Here is a 20,972-nt window from a genome sequence, read left to right as displayed (position 1 = left end):
CACCGGACATAAAGTTGACCTCCAGCGAGGCCAGCGATAGAGCTAACAATCAGCCACCGAGTACCCGTACATGTCGATCTTCGAACAAGGGCTAGCCCCTACGGCTGTCAATCATATTGCCTTGTCTCCACTGAGCTTCCTCGAACGCACCGCCAGCGTTTATCCGCACTATCCCGCCGTTATCCATGGTTCGATTCGCCGTACCTGGGCGCAGACCTATACCCGTTGCCGGCGCCTGGCCTCGGCACTGGCCGGTCGCGGCATCGGCAAGGGCGACACGGTGGCGGTGATGCTGCCCAATATCCCGGAGATGCTTGAAGTGCACTTCGGCGTGCCAATGATCGGCGCCGTGCTCAACCCGCTCAACGTGCGCCTGGATGCCGAAGCCATTGCCTTCATGCTGCAGCATGGCGAAGCCAAGGTGCTGATCACCGACCGCGAGTTCTATGATGTCATCCATGCCGCGATCGGCATGCTCGATCACCCGCCGCTGGTGATCGACGTCAACGACCCGGAATACGGTGAAGGTCAGGCTGTCAGTGATCTCGACTATGAAGCGCTGTTGGCTGAAGGTGATCCGCAATTCGCCTGGCAATGGCCGGATGACGAATGGCAGGCCATCTCGCTGAACTACACCTCAGGCACCACCGGCAACCCTAAAGGCGTGGTCTACCACCATCGCGGTGCTTACCTGAACTCTTTGGGCAACCAGATGATCTGGGCCATGGGTAACCATCCGGTGTACCTCTGGACGCTGCCGATGTTCCATTGCAACGGCTGGTGCTATCCATGGACCGTCACTGCGCTGGCGGGTGTGCATGTGTTCCTGCGCCGCGTCGATCCACAGAAAATCCTGACGATGATTCGCGAGCATCAGGTGACTCACCTGTGCGGTGCACCGATCGTGCTCAATGCGCTGGTGAATATGCCGGAATCGGCGAAGGCCGCCATCGATCATCCGGTCAACGCCATGGTTGCAGGCGCCGCGCCGCCGGCCAAAGTGATTGGTGCCGTGGAAGAAATGGGCATCAAGGTGACTCATGTCTACGGCCTGACCGAAGTCTATGGTCCGGTGACCCTCTGCGCCTGGCATGCCGAGTGGGATGAACTGCCTTTGGAAGAGCGGGCGCAAATCAAGTCCCGTCAAGGTGTGCGCTACCCGACGCTGGAAGGCGTAATGGTCGCCGACTCGACAACTCTGGAGCCTGTTCCGCGCGACGGTCTGACCATCGGTGAAATCTTCATGCGCGGCAATACCGTGATGAAGGGCTACCTGAAGAACCCTACCGCCACGGCCGAAGCCTTCGAAGGCGGCTGGTTCCACACCGGCGACCTGGCGGTCTGTCATCCCGACGGTTATGTCGAGATCAAGGACCGGCTCAAGGACATCATCATCTCCGGCGGCGAGAACATCTCCACCATCGAGCTTGAAGGTGTGCTGTACCGCCATCCAGCCGTAATGGAAGCCGCAGTGGTCGCTCGTCCCGATGAGAAGTGGGGCGAAACGCCTTGCGCCTTCATCACGCTGAAGGCCGATCACCAGGACGTCCGCCAGGCCGACATCATCAGTTTCTGCCGCGAACACCTGGCCGGATTCAAGTTGCCGCGCACTGTGGTCTTCACCCAGCTGCCGAAGACCTCGACCGGCAAGATCCAGAAGTTCGTGCTGCGGGAAATGGCCAAAAACCTGTAATCCCGACGACATTCCGTTGCCTCGGCGGCAGGTGTTTTACCTGCCGCTTTGGGGTTGTGCAGGCCGAAATCGGCCAGGCATCCGCCCCGCCCCCAACATCGACAACAAAAACAAAGGTGGAGCCCACAATGAGCGACATTCATTCAACAGATACCCAGCGTTGTGAACGCATCCGGTCCAACCCGAAATTCCTCCAGTTGGTGAAGACTCGTTCACGCCTGGCCTGGTCGCTGAGTGCCGCCGTGCTGGGCACCTACTACGTGTTCATGGCGATAGTGGCCTTTGCTCCGCAGTGGCTGCACGCACCGCTCGCCAGCCAAAGCCTGATGACCGTGGGCATGCCGGTAGGCGCAGCAATCATCGTGTTCTCCTGGCTACTCACCGGTTGGTACGTCTACCGCGCCAACACCCGTTTCGATGCACTGGGCGCGGCAATCCTCGAGGAGAGCAAGTAATGAGCACACTCCACAAGCTGGTCCTCGCGGCCGCGGGCCTGCTGCCCGCCTCCGTGGTACTCGCCGCGCCGACGCTGGGCGCGGTGGAAAAACAACCGCTGAACCTGCATGCCATCGGCATGTTTTTCGTGTTCGTTCTTGGCACCCTGCTGATTACCATGTGGGCTGCGCGCCAAACCAAATCCACCTCGGATTTCTATACCGCTGGCGGTGGCATCACCGGCTTCCAGAACGGTCTGGCGATTGCCGGTGACTACATGTCCGCCGCTACCCTGCTGGGGCTTTCCAGCCTGGTGTTCGCCAAGGGCTACGACGGCTTCATCTATACCATCGGCTTCTTTGTCGGCTGGCCGATCATTACCTTTCTGATGGCCGAGCGTCTGCGCAACCTGGGTCGCTACACCTTCGCCGATATCGTTTCCTATCGCCTGGACCAGAACAAGGTGCGGATCTTCGCCGCGTTCGGTTCGTTGACGGTGGTGTGCTGCTACCTGATCGTGCAGATGGTCGGTGCCGGCCAGTTGATCAAATTGCTGTTCGGTCTCGACTACCCGGTAGCGGTGGTGATCGTCGGCGCGCTGATGCTGGTGTATGTGATCTTCGGCGGCATGATCGCCACCACCTGGGTCCAGATCATCAAGGCCGTGCTGTTGCTTGCCGGCGGTACTACCCTGGCGGTCATGGCCATGTCCCAGTTCGGCTTCAGCTATGAAGTGCTGGCGACCAAAGCCATTGAAGCCCATGCCAGCGGCTGGAACATCATGGGCCCTGGCGCGATGCTCGCCGACCCGATCAACACCGCTTCAATGTCCCTGGGTCTGGTATTCGGCATCGCCGGCCTGCCGCACATCCTGATGCGCTTCTTCACCGTGCCCAACGCCAAGGAAGCGCGTAAATCGGTGTTCTACGCTACCGGTTTCATCGGCTTCTTCTTCCTGGTGGTCTGCACCCTGGGCTTCGCGGCGATGGTTATCATCGGCACCGATCCGCAGTACTACGTCAACGGCGAAGTGGGTGGCACCTTGATTGGTGGCGGCAACATGGTCGCCATGCACCTGGCCAAGGCCGTGGGCGGCAACCTGTTCTTCGGCTTCCTCTCGGCAGTGGCCTTCGCCACTATCCTCGCGGTAGTTTCCGGCCTGGCCCTGGCCGGTGCCTCGGCGATTTCCCACGACCTCTACGCCACCGTCTTCAAAAAAGGCAAAGCCACCGAGAAGCAAGAGATGCGCGTGACCCGCATGGCCACCGTCGCGCTGGGCATCATCGCCATCCTGCTGGGCATCCTGTTCGAGAAGATGAACGTCGCATTCCTGGTCGGCCTGACCTTCGGCATCGCCGCTTCGACCAACTTCCCGGTGCTGATCATGGCCATGTACTGGAAAGGCCTGACCACCAAGGGCGCGATAATCGGCGGTTTCGCCGGTCTGATCTGCGCGCTGGTGTTGGTGATCCTGTCGCCAGCGGTCTGGGTGACCGTACTCGGCCATGCCAAGGCGATCTTCCCTTACGACCACCCGGCGCTGTTCTCCATGCCGCTGGCCTTCCTGGTGATAGTCGTGGTGTCGAAACTCGACCGCAGCGTGCGGGCAGAGAAAGAGCGTGACGCCTACGCCGACCAGTTCGTGCGGGCCCAGACCGGCCTCGGCATAGCCACCGCTTCCAACCATTGATCGACAGGGCACGGTCCGCTCCAGCGGCGCCGTGCCCGTTGCACAACCGTCACAACGAGGTTCACGTTATGCCCCAATTCAACGCCCCACTGCGCGACATGCGCTTTGTCCTGCATGAAGTGTTCGATGCCCCGGCCTTGTGGGCGCGCCTGCCGGCCCTGGCCGACAGCGTCGATGCGGCCACCGCGGATGCGATTCTCGAAGAAGCGGCAAAAGTCACCTCCCACCTGATCGCCCCGCTGAACCGCAGCGGCGACGAGGAAGGCGCCCAGTGGAACGAGGGCCAGGTCAGCACCCCGATCGGTTTCAAGGAGGCTTACGCCACCTACATCGAGGGCGGCTGGGTGGGCCTTTCCGGCAACTCGGAGTTCGGCGGCATGGGCATGCCGAAGATGCTTGCCGTGCAGTTCGAAGAAATGCTCTATGGCGCCAACTCCAGCTTCGCCCTGTATTCGGCATTGAGTTCCGGCGCCTGCCTGGCGATCGATGCCCACGCCAGCGAAGAGCTGAAAAACCTCTACCTGCCGCCGATGTATGAAGGTCGCTGGGCCGGTTCCATGTGCCTGACCGAAGCCCATGCCGGTACCGATCTGGGGATTATCCGCACCCGCGCCGAACCCCAGGCCGACGGCAGCTTCAATATCACCGGCAGCAAGATCTTCATCACCGGTGGCGAGCAGGACCTGACCGAAAACATCATTCATCTGGTGCTGGCCAAGCTGCCGGATGCGCCAGCGGGTCCCAAAGGCATCTCGCTGTTTGTAGTGCCCAAGGTATTGATCAACGCCGACGGCTCCCTGGGCAATGCCAATGCCGTGACCTGCGGTTCGATCGAACACAAGATGGGCATCAAGGCCTCGTCCACCTGCGTGATGAACTTCGACGGTGCCAGCGGTTGGCTGGTCGGCGAAGCCAACAGAGGCCTGGCGGCGATGTTCACCATGATGAACTACGAACGTCTGTCCATCGGTATTCAGGGCATCGGCTGCGCCGAAGCGTCCTACCAGAGCGCTGTCGCCTACGCTCGCGAACGCATTCAGAGCCGCGCCCCCACCGGTGCGATCGCCAAAGACAAGATCGCCGACCCGATCATCGTCCACCCGGATGTGCGTCGCATGCTGCTCAGCATGAAAGCCATGACCGAAGGTGGTCGCGCCTTTGCCAGCTATGTCGGGCAGCAGCTGGACCTGGCCAAGTTTTCCGACGATGGGCAAGAACGCGACAGCGCCCAAACCCTGGTCGCGCTGCTCACTCCGATTGCCAAGGCGTTTTTTACCGACTCTGGCCTGGAAAGCTGCATCAACGGCCAGCAGGTGTTCGGCGGCCATGGCTACATCCGCGAATGGGGCCAGGAACAGTTGGTCCGCGATGTGCGCATTGCGCAGATCTACGAAGGCACCAACGGCATTCAGGCGCTGGACTTGCTCGGGCGCAAAGTGCTCGCCGATAACGGCGCCGCTCTGCGTCAGTTCACCGGCGAGATCCGCGCGTTCGCCGGCCAGCCCGATGCCCCCTACTCCCAGCCACTGCTCGACGCCGTACAGCGTCTGGAAAACCTCAGCGACTGGCTGCAGGACCAGGCCGCGACCAACCGCAACGAAATCGGCGCCGCTTCGGTGGAGTATCTGCACCTGTTCGGTTACGTCGCGTATGCCTGGCTCTGGGCACGCATGGCGCAGGTGGCCGAGAAAAAACGCAGTGAAGACGAAGCCTTCTATGGCGCGAAAATCGCCACCGCCGACTTCTACTTTAGTCGTCTGCTGCCACGCGTACTCACTCTGGAACAATGCATCCGGGCTGGCAGTGCGTCGTTGTATGGCCTGAGCGCCGAACAGTTCTGACGATTGAACCGCACGCGGCGCCAGCTCCTCTCTTTTCGGTGTCCGCGTTTTTTATCGATAGGCCCTCGCCCGTTTGGCGAGGGCAGCTTTAAAGCACTTCCAGGCATCCCCCGAATATCGAGCCCTGAAGCTCGATGCGGGAACCGCTACTCCATAATAAAAACAAAGGGGCTCCACCATGGACCGTAACACCCGCACACTCGTTACCCGTCTGCTGCTGGCCGGCGGCGTCGTCGGCCTCTGCGCACCGGCTAGCGCCGAATTCATCAAGGACAGCAAGGCCAGCCTGGAGCTGCGCAACTTCTACTTCAATCGCGACTATCGCCAGGACAACGCAGCCCAGTCCAAGCAAGAGGAATGGGCTCAGGGTTTCCTGCTGCGCTACGAGTCGGGCTTCACCGAAGGCTTGGTGGGAGTCGGTTTCGACGCCATCGGCCTGGTCGGGGTAAAACTTGACTCCAGCCCCGATCGGGCCGGTTCCGGTTTGCTCAAACGCCACCGCGATACTTCCAAGGGTGCCCAGGACGAGTACGGTGAACTGGGGCTGACCGCCAAGTTGCGTGCCTCCAAGAGCGTGCTGAAACTCGGCACCTTGCAGCCCAAGGTACCGACCATTCTGGCCAACGACTCGCGGTTGTTGCCACAGACCTTCAAAGGCGGCCAGCTGAATTCGCTGGAACTCGAGGGCCTGACCCTGGATGCCGGCCGGTTGACCCAGGTCAACCAGCGCGATTCCTCGGACTATCAGGACATGGCCATCACCACCACGGGCGTGAAGAACATCCGCACCCGCCATACCACCAGCGACAGATTCGATTTCGCCGGCCTGAACTACAAGTGGAACAGCAACCTCAATACCGGCTACAGCTACGGCCATCTGGACAATATCTATAGCCAGCATATGGTCAACCTGACTTATGTATTGCCGGTGACCCAGGGTCAGTCGTTCAAGACCGACCTGCGCTTCGCCCGCTCCACCGACGATGGCGGCAGCAACGTCGACAACCGGGCCCTGGGTGCGATGTTCACCTACAACCTCGGTGGTCACGCCCTCGGTCTCGGCTATCAGGGCATGAGCGGTGACACCGGCTTCGCCTACGTCAATGGCAGCGATGCGTTCCTGGTGAACTTCGTGCAGATCGGCGACTTCGCCAGCAAGGACGAAACATCCTGGCAGGCCCGCTACGACTACAACTTTGCCGCGATTGGCATCCCCGGTCTGACCTTCATGACCCGCTACATCAAAGGCTCCGATATCGACCTGGGCAATAATCGCCCCGAGGGCAAGGAGTGGGAGCGAGATACCGACATCGGTTACGTCGTCCAGGGCGGTCCGTTGAAAAACGTCGGGGTGAAATGGCGCAACGCCACGGTCCGCTCGACCAACTTTGGCAGCGACCTGGATGAAAACCGCCTGATCGTCAGCTATACCTTGCCTATCTGGTAAGCGCACTTCTCGTCCCGACAAGGGAGCCCGCGTAGCTGACTTCAAGCCTCGCGGGTTGCACCCTTATACTGCTCTCGGAAAGCAGCTGAAAATCCTGTGCCCCCCTCTCTCCCGCAACACCGCTCAGCCCTCGTGGTCATAGTAGGTTAAGATGCCTGTAAATCAGGCTCGCTGTGAGTAGCCCCGCATGACAGATAACAGTCGGACCACCCGTCTGATCAAGAAATACCCGAATCGCCGTCTATATGACACGCACACCAGCAGTCATTTGACCCTTGCGGATATACGCCAACTGGTGGTCGATAAAATCCCGTTCGAGGTAGTCGACGCCAAGACCGGCGAAGATCTGACCCGAAGTATTTTGCTGCAGGTAATTCTGGAAGCCGAAAGTGGCGGTGAGCCGATCTTCTCCATTGAGATGCTCATGGGGATCATCCAGTTCTACGGCCCGTACCAGGGCGTCCTCGGCAGCTACCTGGATAAAAGCATCCAGACGGTCATCGACGTCCAGTCGCAAACCGGCGCGCAGTCCTCCGAGGCCTGGAGCGAGTTCATGCACAAGCAGGCGCCGGTCATGCAGGATTTGATGCGCCAGTATGTCGACCAGTCCAAAGCGCTCTACCTGAACACTCAGAATCTCTTCGGCCTGTTCGGCGGCCCACCCGGCCAGCCAGGAGCCGGTGGCGGACCGAAAAAAGACGATAAGTAAGTCATCCTGACTAATATATGTAGGAGCGAGCTTGCTCGCTCCTACAGGGTTATTATTCTTTTTTATTAATATCTCGACAATTCCCTCCCCCGCGATTATTTCGATTCCACCTGTTAAATAGACAATACAACAGGTTCAACTTCGTCCATTTTCTTGACAGTTATGCAAAGCCTACTACTCTCAAGTCCACTCAACTTGACGAACTTAACCGCGACACTAAAACTTGCGGAGTCAGGTGTCGTCGTTAATATTTATAGCGCCTGTTCGCATTTGCGCCGAAGTAAAGGCCGATGGTGACTGGCCGCCATCGGGGCCAGACGACCTGCTCTACGTGGCGGCAGGCGCGCTGCATGAAAGGCGTGCCGTGGCGGACTGGACTGAGTTGCTCCCGCTCTTTCGAGCGCATTAACCCAGCGTTCAGAGCGATTCGCCAGGAACTTTCCAACTGCACTTTCACCCCGGGAGGCAGCCGTGCAAAAGGTCTTGAAGATAACCAGCTTCGCAGTTCTCGCGCTGATGGTCGGCGCGGTCGTCTATGCCGGAGTTATCGGCATCACCTATTGGACCGGCATCGGCGTATAGAGAGTTCGCAATGAACAAACGTCAAACACGCTCGTTCGCGCTGATATCGACGGCCATCGCCGCGGTGGTGTTTCTTGGCCTGACGGTCGACAGTCACCGGCAGTTTCCGACACTGACCAATGCCGAGCAGATCACCCCGCAAGTCACCCGCGGCAAGGATGTCTGGCACGACTACAATTGCATCAACTGCCACACTTTGTTCGGTGAGGGCGCCTATTACGCCCCGGACCTGACGAAGATCTCCCAGCAGCGCGGCGCCCCCTACCTTACCGCCTTCCTCAAGGATCCCTCGAAGTTCTACGACGAGCAGCGCCATCGCCGACTGATGCCGAACCTGAATATGGCCGACGGTGAAATCGCCGACTTGATCGCGTTCCTCGACTGGGTGAGCAAGGTCGACAATCAGGGCTGGCCACCACGACCGATTCTGGTGACCGGCGCGTCGATCCCCGGCATGGACCTTACAGTGGCCCAGCAAAATGTTTCCGAGGCCAAGGAGTCTGTCGGCCAACTGCCACCGGCGGCCCGCCCGGTTTCCGGCAAGGAAGACCCGATCGCCCTGGGCGAGGCCCTGTTTCGCACGGCATCGCCGGTGTGCAGCGCTTGCCACTCCATCGCTCCGGGCGTCAACCTGGCCGGGCCAACCCTCGCCGGACTGGCCAGCCGGGCGAAACAAGTCATCGCCTCCCCCGACTACAAAGGCAACGCCAAAGACGCCGAAGGCTTCATCCGCGAATCCATTGTCACGCCGAGCGCTTACCTGCATCCGGGCGCCATGTTCTCTGCCAATGGCATGTCTTTCATGCCGGACACCTTCGGCAAATCGCTGACGCCCGAACAGATCGATCAACTGGTCGCCTATCTGGCTTCCTTCCAGTAACTGCAGGGGATGACCATGCGCTACAGATCTCAATCCGTCGCCTACTGGTATTTCGCCGTTGCCATGGTGCTGTTCGGCCTGCAACTGGTGTTCGGCCTGCTCTCGGCAGCGAAGTATCTGGGGCCGGACCCACTGCTGAACTGGCTGCCATTCGATGTGACCAAGGCCATCCACACCAACCTGTTGATCGTCTGGGTGCTGACCGGGTTCATGGGCGCTACCTATTGGATGGTGCCGGACGAATCCCGCGGCGAATTGCACAGCACCCGACTGGCCTACATCCAGCTCGGGTTGTGGACAGCCATGGGCGTCACCGCCGTCCTTGGCTACCTGTTCGGTTATGGCACCGGTAACAAGTTGCTCGAACAACCGCTGCCCCACAAGATCGTGATCGTGATCTGCATGCTGATGTTCCTCTACAACATCGGCATGACGATCAAGAAAGCCGGGCGTTTCACCGCCACCGAAGGGGTACTGCTGCTGGGCCTGGCGAGCGCCGCCGTGCTCTATCTGCCGGCGTTGCTGCATTACGAGAACTACATCGTGTCGATCTACTACCGCTGGTGGACGATCCATCTGTGGGTCGAAGGCGTCTGGGAGATGATCCAGGGTGGCTTTCTCGCCTATCTGCTGATCAGGTTGTCCGGCGCTGACCGCGAGGTGATGGAAAAGTGGCTGTACGTCATTGTCGGCCTGGTGTTCATCGCCGGTATCCTTGGCACGGCACACCATTATTACTGGATCGGTGTACCTCATTACTGGCTGCCGCTTGGCGGTTTCTTCAGCGCGCTGGAACCGGTGGCGCTGATCGGCATGGCAATCTATGCCTACAACGCGATGCGCCGCTCCGGCCTCTCTCACCCCAACAAACTGGCATTGCACTGGACCATCGGCAGCGCGGTGTTCACCATGTTCGGCGCCGGCCTGCTGGGTCTGGCCCACACCTTCCCTGACGTCAACAAGTGGACCCACGGCACCCTGATCACTGCCATGCACGGCCACGCGGCCTTCTATGGGGCCTATGCCATGATCATCCTGGCGATGATCACTTATGCTCTGCCGAGCATGACTCGTCGTCCCGTGGAGGACAGCGCTATCGGTTACTGGGCGTTCTGGCTGCAGCTGGGAGGAATGTTCGGCATGACCCTGTCATTCGCCACCGCGGGCATCGCTCAGGTCTACCTCGAGCGCATCCTCGGCATGGGTTATCTGGACGTGCAGCTGAAGATCCAGGTGCACTTCCTGATGCTGGTCGCCACTGGGTCGATGTTCTCTCTGGGTGTCGGGTTGTTCATCTTCGACTTCTTCCGGCATGCACCGGATTTCAGTATCGCTGAAGCCGACCCGGACACAGTCACGCCCCAAGCGTCAAGCGCAGGCTTGTGATGGAACCCTCGCTGACGCAGCAGCGCCTGGCCGGCACGCAACCCGCATTGCGGGAAGCGGAGCCGTATTACCAGTCTTCGGGCGACGAGGTGGCGATCTTCGAACAATGCCATGCCCGGCAATTGGCGATCATGCTCAAAGGGCCGACCGGCTGCGGCAAGACCCGCTTCGTCGAACACATGGCCTGGCGCCTCAAGCGCCCGCTGATCACCATCTCCTGTCACGACGACCTGAGTGCCAGCGACCTGGTCGGGCGTTTTCTGATCGGTCACGAAGGCACCCATTGGGCGGAGGGTCCACTGACCCGCGCGGTGCGCGAAGGCGCGATTTGTTATCTGGACGAGGTGGTTGAAGCACGGCAGGACACCATTGTCGTCCTGCACCCGCTGACCGACCACCGACGTATTCTGCCGCTGGACAAGATCGGGCAGATCCTCGACGCCTCGCCGCACTTCCAACTGGTGGTGTCCTACAACCCCGGCTACCAACGCATCCTCAAGGATTTGAAGCCGAGCACCCGACAGCGCTTCGTGGCCCTGGATTTTGACTTCCCGCCGGCCGATCGCGAGATCGCCATCGTCATCCATGAAGGCGCAACCGACTACGCCACCGCCCACGCCCTGGTGACGCTCGCTCATCGCTTGCGCGCCTTGCAGGACCGCGGGCTGGCGGAGGTTCCGAGCACTCGTTTGTTGATCGCCACTGCCCGCCTGATCGCCAGCGGCATTGCCGCCCCCGCCGCGTGCCGGGCTGCGCTGATCTCACCGCTGTCCGATGATGCGGTGCTGGTCGCTGCCATGCGCGACCTGGTCGATCTGACGTTTATCTAAATGGCCGAAGCCGAGGACCTGATCACCGATGTCGCGCGGCATGCCACGGTGTATGCCCAGGCGTTGTGGCGCCGTCACCAGGGCCCCGCGGCCCACGGAAAAATGCTCACCCTGAGGGATGTCGCGCCACGCCTCGACTTGCTGATCAAAGCAGTGTTCGGCAGTCATTATCCGCTGCGCATCGCGCAACCGCCGTCACCGCCCACGCTGCTGAAAAAGCTTTTTGTGCCCGAGGAAAAACCTTGCCAGCACAGCGCCGTCCCGGCTACCGATGGCGTGCATATCTGGTTGCCGGGGCAACTGGACGATGATGATGGGGCATTCGCCCTGGAACGCTACCGGACCCTCGCCTTGCAACAGGCGATGCGCGCCCGGCGTGGCAGTGCCGCGGCGATGTCCGCCATTGACAACCCGCTGCAGCGCAGCCTCTATCTGCTCCTCGAAGCCTGGGCTGCCGACACTGATCTGGTCCGCCAGTTGCCCGGGCTGGCGGCGTCGATCCATGGGCTGCGCAAGCATGCCTTGGCCACCCGCCCGCCCCTCGACGTTTTCCCCAGCCAGCGCCGCCCCCTGGAAAGTTTCCTTCGTGTGCTGCTGCGCAGCGAATGCGCTCAGGCTCTGGAGGGCTTGCCGATACCTGCGACAACGGCCGACTCGCTGCGCCAGTCAGCAACCCTTGCAGCACATCTGTTGCCGTTCGACGAACCGCAACGGCCTGGCGCCCATCGGTTATTGCTCGATGCCTGGACCGGCGATCTGCGCTCACCGACAACGCATCTGGAACTGCCGGGCTTGGCGGGCGAAATCGACAGCGCCGATGCCCTGCCGCGCAGTGCCCGCCTCCCGCGCCGGCCCAATGTGCGCGAGGCCAGCGCAGACGAAGACGAAGACGAAGATCGGCAACCCGGTCTGTGGATGGTGCAACCGGCCCAACCGCTGGAACATGCTGAAGACCCCATGGGCATGCAGCGCCCTGCAGACCGGGACGCGGAAATTCCCGCGGCTGATTTTGCCGACTCTCTATCGGAGTTGAACCAAGCCCGACTGGTGGTCACGCCAGGCCAGCCAAAGGAAGTGCTGCTCTGCGACGACCCACCACAAAATCGCGTTCGACGTGGTGGGCAGAACCCGGCAAACGGCCCGATCAACTACCCCGAATGGGATTACCGCAGCCAGGCCTACCGCGATCCAGGCGCCACCCTGCAACTGTGTGCCGCCCAGCAGGGACCGCAGCAATGGGTCGAGCAAACCCTGAAAACTCACCGCTCGATGCTTGATGCCATCCGCCAGCAATTCGAAAGGTTGCGCGCCCGCCGCGTCAGGCTGTGCAAACAATTGGAGGGCGACGATATCGATCTGGAAGCCTATATCGACGGCTGCGCCGAAGCCCGTGCCGGCCTGAGCATGCCCCAGGCGTTGTATCAAACCCAGCGCCGGACCCGGCGCGACATGGCGATCATGTTGCTGATCGACATCAGTGGCTCCACCGACGGCTGGATCTCCCACAATCGGCGAATCATCGACGTCGAACGCGAAGCATTGCTGCTGGTCTGTCTGGCGCTGGAGAGCATGGGCGAACCTTATAGCGTGCTGGCGTTTTCCGGCGAAGGGCCGCAGAGGGTCACGATACGGACGCTCAAGGCATTTGATGAGTGTTACAGCAACGAAATCGGTCGGCGCATTGCCGCACTCGAACCGGAACGCTACACCCGGGCGGGTGCCGCCATCCGTCACGCCAGCACGTTGTTGATGCAGGAAGCCGCCAGCCACCGCCTGCTATTGCTGATCTCCGACGGCAAACCTAATGATCTTGATCAGTATGAAGGTCGCTATGGTGTGGAAGACATGCGCCAGGCCGTGACCGAAGCCAAACTGCAAGGCATCTATCCCTTCTGTTTGACCATCGACTGCCAGGCGGCGAACTACCTGCCAGCAGTCTTCGGCGCACGGCAATATGCCTTGCTGCCCAGACCGGAGCTGTTGCCCGGTGTGCTACTGGAGTGGATCAAGCGGCTGGTATCGGCCTGATACCAGGGGCGAGTGTCATCCGCCAGGCAAAAAAAACCGCAGGCGATGGAGTATCCATCGCCTGCGGCTGGGTCATGCTTGACGCGTGTTACTTGTTGCCGCTAGCGGTTTTGGTTGATTCTGTAGCGGCTTTGCCGGCTGCAGCGGTCGCTTCGGTAGCTGTTTTGGTCGCTGCGTCGAAGTTGCTCTGGGCTACGTCAGCAGCCTGTTTTACAGCTTTCTGGGCGCTTTCAAAGGCAGTACCGGCATTGGCCAGCGACGACTTGAATGCAGCCACAACTGGCTCGGAACCGGCTGGAGCATTTTTGCTGATCGCTTCAACGAACTCTTCAACCTGCTTGGTACCCGCAGCGACCTGAGTTTCGGTCAGTTTGCTGATTTCCGACTGGGTGCCGACGATCAGCGCTTGTACCTGGCGGTTGAATTCGGCCAGACGTTCGGCTTGCACATTAGGCTGGGTGAAAGAAGCCTGCAGCTCTGCGAAACCTTGTGCATCCTTTACTGCCAGCAGTTTGCGGACACCGTCGAAGTTTTCTTCAGTGGCGGTGCGCAATGCCTGGAATTGCAGCTGGCTGAGCTGTTCAACGCTGGCGAAAACTTTGCCGCTGATTTGCTGCAGCAGGTCGAGGTTGGCTTTCTGAGCGCTTTGCAGTTTTTCCGAATTAAAAAAAGTCATGCTGAAACTCCTGATTCTGGAAGGCCGACGTGGGCCTGAAGGCGCGATAGCGATCCTGCCGGTCATCGCGTTAGCCTTGATATTGCAGTGCACAAAAGCATTTGGCAATCTTTTTTTTGTGCACTGCAAAATAATCTTTGCTCCTCCCCCCTCTATTAGCTATAAACTCCAACACATCGAACGGCCAGCCGTGCCTCCTTGAAAAAGAGCGCAGGTGGGTCGCTTCCCATGTACGGCGTCAGGAGAACACTATGGGCCAGCAAGATATTGTTGCATCGCAAGATGAAGGGCTTTCCTCACAGCTCGGACTGTTTCAACACCTGAGCCATCTGCAGCGCCTCAATACCCAGAACGTCCTTGAAGCCGTGCAGCAGCGCCAGGCAAAAACCTTCGCGCCTTTAAGCCAGGGTCAACTCAGACAGCCCACGCCTGCGGACTGGCAGGAATACTTCATCGACCTCAGCCAACGCAGCTTGCTGTTCTTCGACACCTTGCGTCAGCGCGGCGACAATACCCTGGCCCACGAACGCGCCGGGTACCCGTTGCTGCTCAAGTTCAATCATGAAACGTTGATCGCCGGCACCGACCTGCCGCGCCCGGTCAATTACTCGCTGTTGCGAATCCTTCCCGGGCCTGATCAAAAGATCGGCCACAACGGCCCGCCAGTGATCATCATTGATCCACGGGGCGGCCACGGCTCGGGTATCGGCGGCTTCAAGCAGGATTCGGTCATCGGCGAAAGCCTCAGAGCCGGCCATCCGACCTATTTCATCTCGTTCAGTCATGCACCTGTACCCGGACAAACCCTGGCGGATATCAGCGAAGCCCAGGCCCGGTTCATCGAACTGGTCAGCACCCTGCATCCCGACAGCGGCAAGCCTGTGATCATCGGCAACTGCCAGGCCGGTTGGGCGCTGATGGGGTTGGCGGCAACTCGCCCGGAACTGCCGGGCCTGATCATCGTCAATGGCGCGCCTTTATCCTACTGGGCCGGGGTCAATGGACGCAATCCGATGCGTTATACCGGCGGCCTGTTGGGTGGCGGCTGGATGACTCGCCTGGGCAGCGACCTGGGCAATGACCGTTTCGACGGTACCTGGCTGGTCAGCAACTTCGAGAGCCTGGACCCGGCCAACACCTATTGGGGCAAGTACTACCAGCTGTTCACCCAGGTCGACAGCGAGGCCGCGCGCTTCCTTGACTTCGAACGCTGGTGGGGCAGCCCGACCCTGCTCAACGGCGAAGAAATCGAGATGATCGTCGACGACCTGTTCATCGGCAACCAGCTGTCCGGCGGCCTGGGTCGCAAGAGCAGCGGGCTCGACCTGAAACGGATTCAAGTACCGGTGGTGGTGTTCTGCTCCTACGGGGACAACATCACCCCTCCGCAACAGGCGCTGAACTGGATCACTGATGTCTATCCAAGCGATCTCGCGTTGCACGACGCCGGGCGCACTATCGTCTATCTGCGGCACGCCAGCATCGGCCATCTGGGGATCTTCGTTTCCGGCAAGGTTGCCCGGCGCGAACACCGTGAATTGCTCGGTGCGGTCGAGGCGATCAATGCCTTGCCGTCCGGGCTGTATGAACTGCTGATCGACGATCTGCCTGCCCCGTCAGGTGCCGCAGCAGACGCGAAATATCGCGTGCGTTTCGAAGCGAGAAAAATTGCTGATATCCATGCTGACAGCGCGCCAGCGCGAGATGACGATCGCGAATTCGCGCTGGTAGAGCGCGCCTCGCAAATCAACAGCACACTTTACGACACTTTTGTTCGTCCATGGCTGCGCCAGCTGATCAACGAGCCGGCTGCCGAAGTGCTGCGCAGGGCCCATCCCTTCCATCAGCAACAGGTGCTGTGGAGCAGCATGAATCCGGCACTTTGGTGGCTGGCAGACAGCGCCGACAAGGTGCGCAGTGAACGTCGCCCCGCAAGCAAGACCAACCCGTTACTGGCTTGGCAGACACTGTTCTCCAACCAGATACAGGACACCCTGAACGCTTATCGCGATGTGCGTGACGCTACTCAGGAGCTGTGTTTCTACGGCATTTATGGCGCATTGAGCAAACTTGGCGGCAACCCGCCCGCCCGAAATGTCCAGGAACATGCAGACCTGCAAGACAAGGCCTTGATCGAACGCCTGCAAACGGCGCTGCCCGAAGGTGGTCCATTACAAGCCTTGGTGCGGATTCTGTTTTTGCTCGCCCGCAACAGCGATAAGGTGGGCAAGGAAAGTATCGAGAAACTGATCCAGCAGGTGCATGTGCTGGTCCAGGATTACAGCGCCGAGCCAGCCGCCCTTCGCGAAGCCATACGCCTGCAGAACCTGCTGGTGTTTGCCCACCCGCAAGAAAGCTTGCGCACCCTGCCCCTGCTGCTTCCAGACGCAGAGTCGCGCCAGCAGGTGCTCGCAGCTGTCGGGCTGTTAATGCCTGATCTACTGACTACCGGCGCTGAAGGCGAATGCTGGCACGAACTGCATGCGCTGCTCGAAGTGCCTCTGCCGGGCTTCAGCCTGAACCAACCGCCCAGTGAAGCCGATGTCCCACAGGCACCCGCAACGACACCGAAACAGGCATCGCTAAAGCCAGCGCCGATTGTGGCGGCGCCGCCAGCAGAGGTCATTGCGCCAAAGGTCGAACAAACAGCACCTGTTGCACCTACCGTAGCGCCTGTCAAAGCCAAAACCAGTAAACCGAAGACTCAGCAAGCCAAGGCCAGCACCACACCAGCCGTCAAAACACCGGCCAAGACATCGCCGGTCGCCGTAACGCCACCAGCAGTAGCGGAGCCTGCCCCGGCCAAAAACCCTCCGGCCGCGACATCGCCGGTCGCTGTAACGCCACCAGCAGTAGCCGCGCCTGCCCCGGCTAAAAACCCTCCGGCCACGACATCACCGGTCGCTGTAACGCCACCAGCAGTAGCCGCGCCTGCCCCGGCTAAAAACCCTCCGGCCGCGACATCGCCGGTCGCTGTAACACCACCAGCAGTAGCCGCGCCTGCCCCGGCCAAAAACCCTCCGGCCGCGACATCGCCGGTCGCTGCAACGCCACCAGCAGTAGCCGCGCCTGCCCCGGCTAAAAACCCTCCGGCCGCGACATCACCGGTCGCTGCAACGCCACCAGCAGTAGCCGCGCCTGCCCCGGCCAAAAACTCTCCGGCCGCGACATCACCGGTCGCTGCAACGCCAGCACCAGTAGCGGTGCCTGCCCCGGCCACCCCGGTTACAACGCCAACACCCGGCAAAGGCAAAGGTAAAAAAGCCGCCAAAAGGACCAAGTCATAATGATCCCCCGCGCCGGTGCTGGGTCAGACCGGCACTGCTTGCCTCATCCCAAACGCCGACTCGTCGGCTCGATACTGACCAGGGGTCATGCCGAACCAGCGGGTGCAGGCCTTGTGGAAACTGCTGTGATCATGGAAGCCGAGCAGGTAAGTCACATGCTTCATATTGAAATGGGAATGCCGCAGGTAGAAGTCGGCCAACTGCCGACGCACATCGTTCAGGACATCCTTGAATTGCGTGCCATCCTTCTCGAGTGCCCGTTGCAGCGTTCGTTTGCTGATGCTCAGCGCAGCCGCAATCGATTCCATATCACACTGGCCCCCCTGCCCCTGACTCAGGCGCTCGGTGATCAGCGCACGAATCCTGCACACGAAGGTGAAGCCGTACAACAGCTCAAGCTGAGCTTCGGCAAAACTGTCATGGAGCATGGCCAACTTCTCGTTGGCCATGCCCAACGGACGCAGAAGCTCCTGGCCATCGAACAGGATGCTGTCATAGGCCGCCCCGAAACGCACCTCGCAGCCAAACAGCCGCTGATGCTCGGTGATGTCTTCCGGTTCGGGATAGGCGAACTCTACACTCAGCGGTTGCGGCGATTTGCCTCCGGTCAGCCACCGACAGTAACCCAGCAGCGAAGCAAGGCTGGCATCGGTGTACTGCCGCGGCTTGATCGAACCGCGTTGCTGATGATCAAGCGCGGCCAGGCGGAAATGTTGCTGCTCCTGGACAAAAAACAGGCTGAACCCCGTGCCGATCAACGGGCTGAAACGAACCAGGCGTTCGAGGGCCTTTTTCAGGTTCAAGCTGGACATCATGGTGTAGCCGACGATCTGGAAAATACCCGGATGGAAGTTCTCGTAGGCCTTCAAACCAATGTTCGGATCGCCGGAGGCCTGAGCCGCCAGATCCCATAGATGATAGATAGCGCTTCGCTCGCAGAACGATCCCGGTGTGTCCGCAAGGTTTATATCAACTCCAGCCCCCTGGCACAGACTGGCGACATCCAGTCCCTGGCCCGAAAGCGTATTCGCCAGCACGCTGGCATAGCCCGAACTCATTCTATACATAGTGTCCTCAATGACCTGTGGAACCGAACATCCTGTCCGGAGCCATTATTGACCTGTGTGCAGTGAATATAAACCATGTGGAACTTTTGTGAACTATTCGTTCGGCGTCATGTCTTGCGGCGCAGTATCGGTACGGAGTGTTTCATTTTTTTGTCAGCAGCTCATGGCACCGTTGGACACCAATCAGTCACCTACAAACACTTCCTCCCTTCCCGCCAATACCGAACAATCCCACACATCCCGCAACGCAAATAAAAGGAACGAGTATGAAGTCGGTTGGTCGTATTGCATTGGTAACGGGTGGTATGGGTGGCATTGGCACAGCAATCAGCCAACGTCTGTTCAAGGAAGGCTTCAAAGTAATTGTCGGCTGCAGTGCAAATTCGAGTCGCAAAGATGCCTGGATGGCAACTCAACTGGCAGCTGGCTATCAATTCGAATGCGTCGAAACCGACATCACCGACTGGGAATCGACCCGCAAGGCCTTTGAGCTGGTACGGGAACATCACGGGGCGATCGACGTACTGGTCAACAATGCTGGCATCACGCGTGACGCGTCCTTCCGCAAGCTCACCCCGGAAGACTGGAACACGGTGATCGGGACCAACCTGAACAGCTTGTTCAACACCTCCAAGCAAGTCATTGAAGGCATGCTGTCCAAGGGCTGGGGGCGGATCATCAACATCTCGTCGATCAACGGCCAGCGTGGCCAGTTCGGTCAGACCAACTACTCGGCAGCCAAGGCCGGCATCCATGGTTTCACCATGGCACTGGCACGGGAAGTTTCCGGCAAGGGCGTAACCGTCAACACCGTCTCCCCGGGCTACATCCAGACCGACATGACTGCGGCAATCCGCAAAGACATTCTGGACGGCATGATTGCCGGCATTCCGGTCGGCCGTCTTGGTCAGCCTGAAGAAATCGCTTCGATCGTGGCCTGGCTGGCCAGCGATGAATCCGCGTACAGCACCGGTGCCGACTTCTCGGTAAACGGCGGCATGAACATGCAGTAACCCCACCAGGGCATGGATGCCCTGGATCCTGTTCGACGAATCTTGTCTTTTCAATGAGTCAATGAGGTCACGCATGAACGAAGTCGTAATCCTTGCCGCTACTCGTACCGCCATCGGCAGTTTTCAAGGCGCATTGGCCGCGATTCCCGCGACCGAACTGGGTGCTGCAGTGATTCGCCGTCTGCTGGAGCAGACGGGTATCGACGCTGCGCAAATCGATGAAGTCATCCTCGGCCAGGTACTGACTGCCGGCGCCGGGCAAAATCCGGCACGCCAGACCGCGATCAAGGCCGGTTTGCCACATACCACCCCTGCCCTGACCCTGAACAAGGTCTGCGGCTCCGGTCTCAAGGCGGTCCAGCTCGCAGTCCAGGCAATACGTTGCGGCGACGCCGAGTTGATCATCGCTGGCGGCCAGGAAAACATGAGCCTGTCCCCCTATGTTCTGCCCAAGGCCCGCACCGGTCTGCGCATGGGCCATGCGCAACTGCAGGACACCATGATCCAGGATGGCCTGTGGGATGCCTTCAACGATTACCACATGGGCATCACTGCCGAGAACCTGGCGCAGAAGTACGAGATCACTCGTGAAGCACAGGATGCCTTCTCTGCCGCCTCGCAACAGAAAGCTGCCGCCGCCATCGAGGGCGGGCGTTTCCAGAGCGAGATCACCCCGATCCTGATTCCTCAGCGCAAAGGCGAACCGCTGGTCTTCGACACCGACGAACAGCCGCGTGTCGACAGCACCGCAGATGCCTTGGCGAAACTCAAGCCGGCATTCAAGAAAGACGGCAGCGTCACCGCCGGCAACTCTTCGACGCTCAACGATGGTGCTGCCGTGCTGCTGCTGGCCAGCGCCGCTAAAGCACAAGAGCTGGGCCTTCCGGTACTGGCACGCATCAAAGCCTATGCCAGCGCCGGTGTTGACCCGTCGATCATGGGCATCGGCCCGGTCCCGGCTACCCGTCTGACCTTGCAAAAGGCCGGCTGGAGCATCGACGACCTGGACCTGATCGAAGCCAATGAAGCCTTCGCCGCCCAATCGCTGGCAGTTGGCAAAGAGTTGGGTTGGGACACCGACAAAGTCAACGTCAACGGCGGCGCAATCGCCCTGGGCCATCCGATCGGCGCGTCAGGGGCACGGATCCTCGTGTCGCTGGTACACGAACTGATCCGCCGCGACGGCAAGAAGGGTCTGGCGACCTTGTGCATTGGTGGCGGTCAAGGCGTCGGCCTGGCTATTGAGCGCTAGTCGACACCCCATCATCAGCCAACTGCGCGGGGCGTGGGATCCTCGCTCCGCGCAGCAGGCTGGCGTCAACAGCACTGCCCTCCTTACCTACTGTCGCTGTGCCGAACTGCTGCACAGCGCGGCTTTTTTTCTGCCTGGCTCATCTGCGTGGGCACG

The 20,972-nt window shown here is 60.2% G+C and carries 15 protein-coding genes; 13 read left to right on the top strand and 2 right to left on the bottom strand.

Features of this window, described 5'->3' with window-relative positions:
- Positions 1-70: 70 nt before the first annotated feature.
- The 10 genes from ACA064_RS10200 to ACA064_RS10155 all read left to right on the top strand — a co-directional run bounded on the left by ACA064_RS10200 (position 71) and on the right by ACA064_RS10155 (position 13,521).
- Positions 71-1,693, top strand: coding sequence for an acyl-CoA synthetase (locus tag ACA064_RS10200; RefSeq protein WP_497673234.1), 1,623 nt, complete (start codon positions 71-73; stop codon positions 1,691-1,693).
- A 128-nt stretch (positions 1,694-1,821) separates the two neighbouring features.
- Complete coding sequence (locus ACA064_RS10195; protein WP_497673233.1) at positions 1,822-2,148, top strand: DUF485 domain-containing protein; 327 nt, start codon at positions 1,822-1,824, stop codon at positions 2,146-2,148.
- Positions 2,148-3,818, top strand: coding sequence for a cation acetate symporter (locus ACA064_RS10190; protein WP_497673232.1), 1,671 nt, complete (start codon positions 2,148-2,150; stop codon positions 3,816-3,818). The genes ACA064_RS10195 and ACA064_RS10190 overlap by 1 nt, the downstream gene beginning before the upstream one ends.
- A 68-nt stretch (positions 3,819-3,886) precedes the next feature.
- Positions 3,887-5,659, top strand: a complete 1,773-nt coding sequence (locus tag ACA064_RS10185; RefSeq protein WP_497673231.1) for an acyl-CoA dehydrogenase C-terminal domain-containing protein — start codon at positions 3,887-3,889, stop codon at positions 5,657-5,659.
- 178 nt (positions 5,660-5,837) lie between these two features.
- A complete protein-coding gene (locus tag ACA064_RS10180) occupies positions 5,838-7,106 on the top strand; it encodes an OprD family porin (protein ID WP_497673230.1) in 1,269 nt (422 codons plus the stop codon).
- A 187-nt stretch (positions 7,107-7,293) separates the two neighbouring features.
- Positions 7,294-7,815, top strand: a complete 522-nt coding sequence (gene phaR, locus ACA064_RS10175; protein ID WP_497673229.1) for a polyhydroxyalkanoate synthesis repressor PhaR — start codon at positions 7,294-7,296, stop codon at positions 7,813-7,815.
- Between the two features lie 592 nt (positions 7,816-8,407).
- Positions 8,408-9,277, top strand: a complete 870-nt coding sequence (locus ACA064_RS10170; protein ID WP_497673228.1) for a c-type cytochrome — start codon at positions 8,408-8,410, stop codon at positions 9,275-9,277.
- Between the two features lie 15 nt (positions 9,278-9,292).
- Positions 9,293-10,663 carry a cbb3-type cytochrome c oxidase subunit I gene (locus ACA064_RS10165; protein ID WP_497673227.1) on the top strand — a complete coding sequence of 457 codons (1,371 nt, stop codon included), beginning with the start codon at positions 9,293-9,295 and terminating at the stop codon, positions 10,661-10,663.
- Positions 10,663-11,493, top strand: a complete 831-nt coding sequence (locus ACA064_RS10160; protein ID WP_497673226.1) for a CbbQ/NirQ/NorQ/GpvN family protein — start codon at positions 10,663-10,665, stop codon at positions 11,491-11,493. Before ACA064_RS10165 ends, ACA064_RS10160 begins: the two co-directional genes overlap by 1 nt.
- Entirely contained in the window at positions 11,494-13,521 is a 2,028-nt protein-coding gene (locus ACA064_RS10155) for a nitric oxide reductase activation protein NorD (RefSeq protein WP_497673225.1), read from the top strand.
- 88 nt (positions 13,522-13,609) lie between these two features.
- Here the strand turns inward: ACA064_RS10155 and phaP are convergent, their stop codons facing one another.
- A complete protein-coding gene (phaP, locus tag ACA064_RS10150; RefSeq protein ID WP_497673224.1) occupies positions 13,610-14,197 on the bottom strand; it encodes a TIGR01841 family phasin in 588 nt (195 codons plus the stop codon).
- Positions 14,198-14,448: 251 nt separating this feature from the next.
- Between phaP and ACA064_RS10145 the strand changes: the two genes are divergently transcribed.
- Positions 14,449-17,484, top strand: coding sequence for a DUF3141 domain-containing protein (locus ACA064_RS10145; protein WP_497673223.1), 3,036 nt, complete (start codon positions 14,449-14,451; stop codon positions 17,482-17,484).
- Between the two features lie 23 nt (positions 17,485-17,507).
- Here ACA064_RS10145 and ACA064_RS10140 read toward each other — a convergent pair whose 3' ends face one another.
- Positions 17,508-18,551: an AraC family transcriptional regulator gene (locus tag ACA064_RS10140; protein WP_497673222.1), complete on the bottom strand. Its 1,044-nt coding sequence runs from the start codon at positions 18,549-18,551 to the stop codon at positions 17,508-17,510.
- Between the two features lie 266 nt (positions 18,552-18,817).
- Here ACA064_RS10140 and phbB point away from each other — a divergent pair, with 266 nt between their 5' ends.
- Positions 18,818-19,564 carry an acetoacetyl-CoA reductase gene (gene phbB, locus ACA064_RS10135; protein ID WP_150645161.1) on the top strand — a complete coding sequence of 249 codons (747 nt, stop codon included), beginning with the start codon at positions 18,818-18,820 and terminating at the stop codon, positions 19,562-19,564.
- 73 nt (positions 19,565-19,637) lie between these two features.
- Positions 19,638-20,816: an acetyl-CoA C-acetyltransferase gene (locus ACA064_RS10130; protein WP_497673221.1), complete on the top strand. Its 1,179-nt coding sequence runs from the start codon at positions 19,638-19,640 to the stop codon at positions 20,814-20,816.
- The last annotated feature ends 156 nt before the right edge of the window (positions 20,817-20,972 follow it).

The sequence above is a fragment of the Pseudomonas sp. LBUM1658 genome (assembly GCF_059716055.1).
Note: the sequence above shows the minus strand (reverse complement) of the source record. Positions and strands in the feature narration are given on the sequence as shown.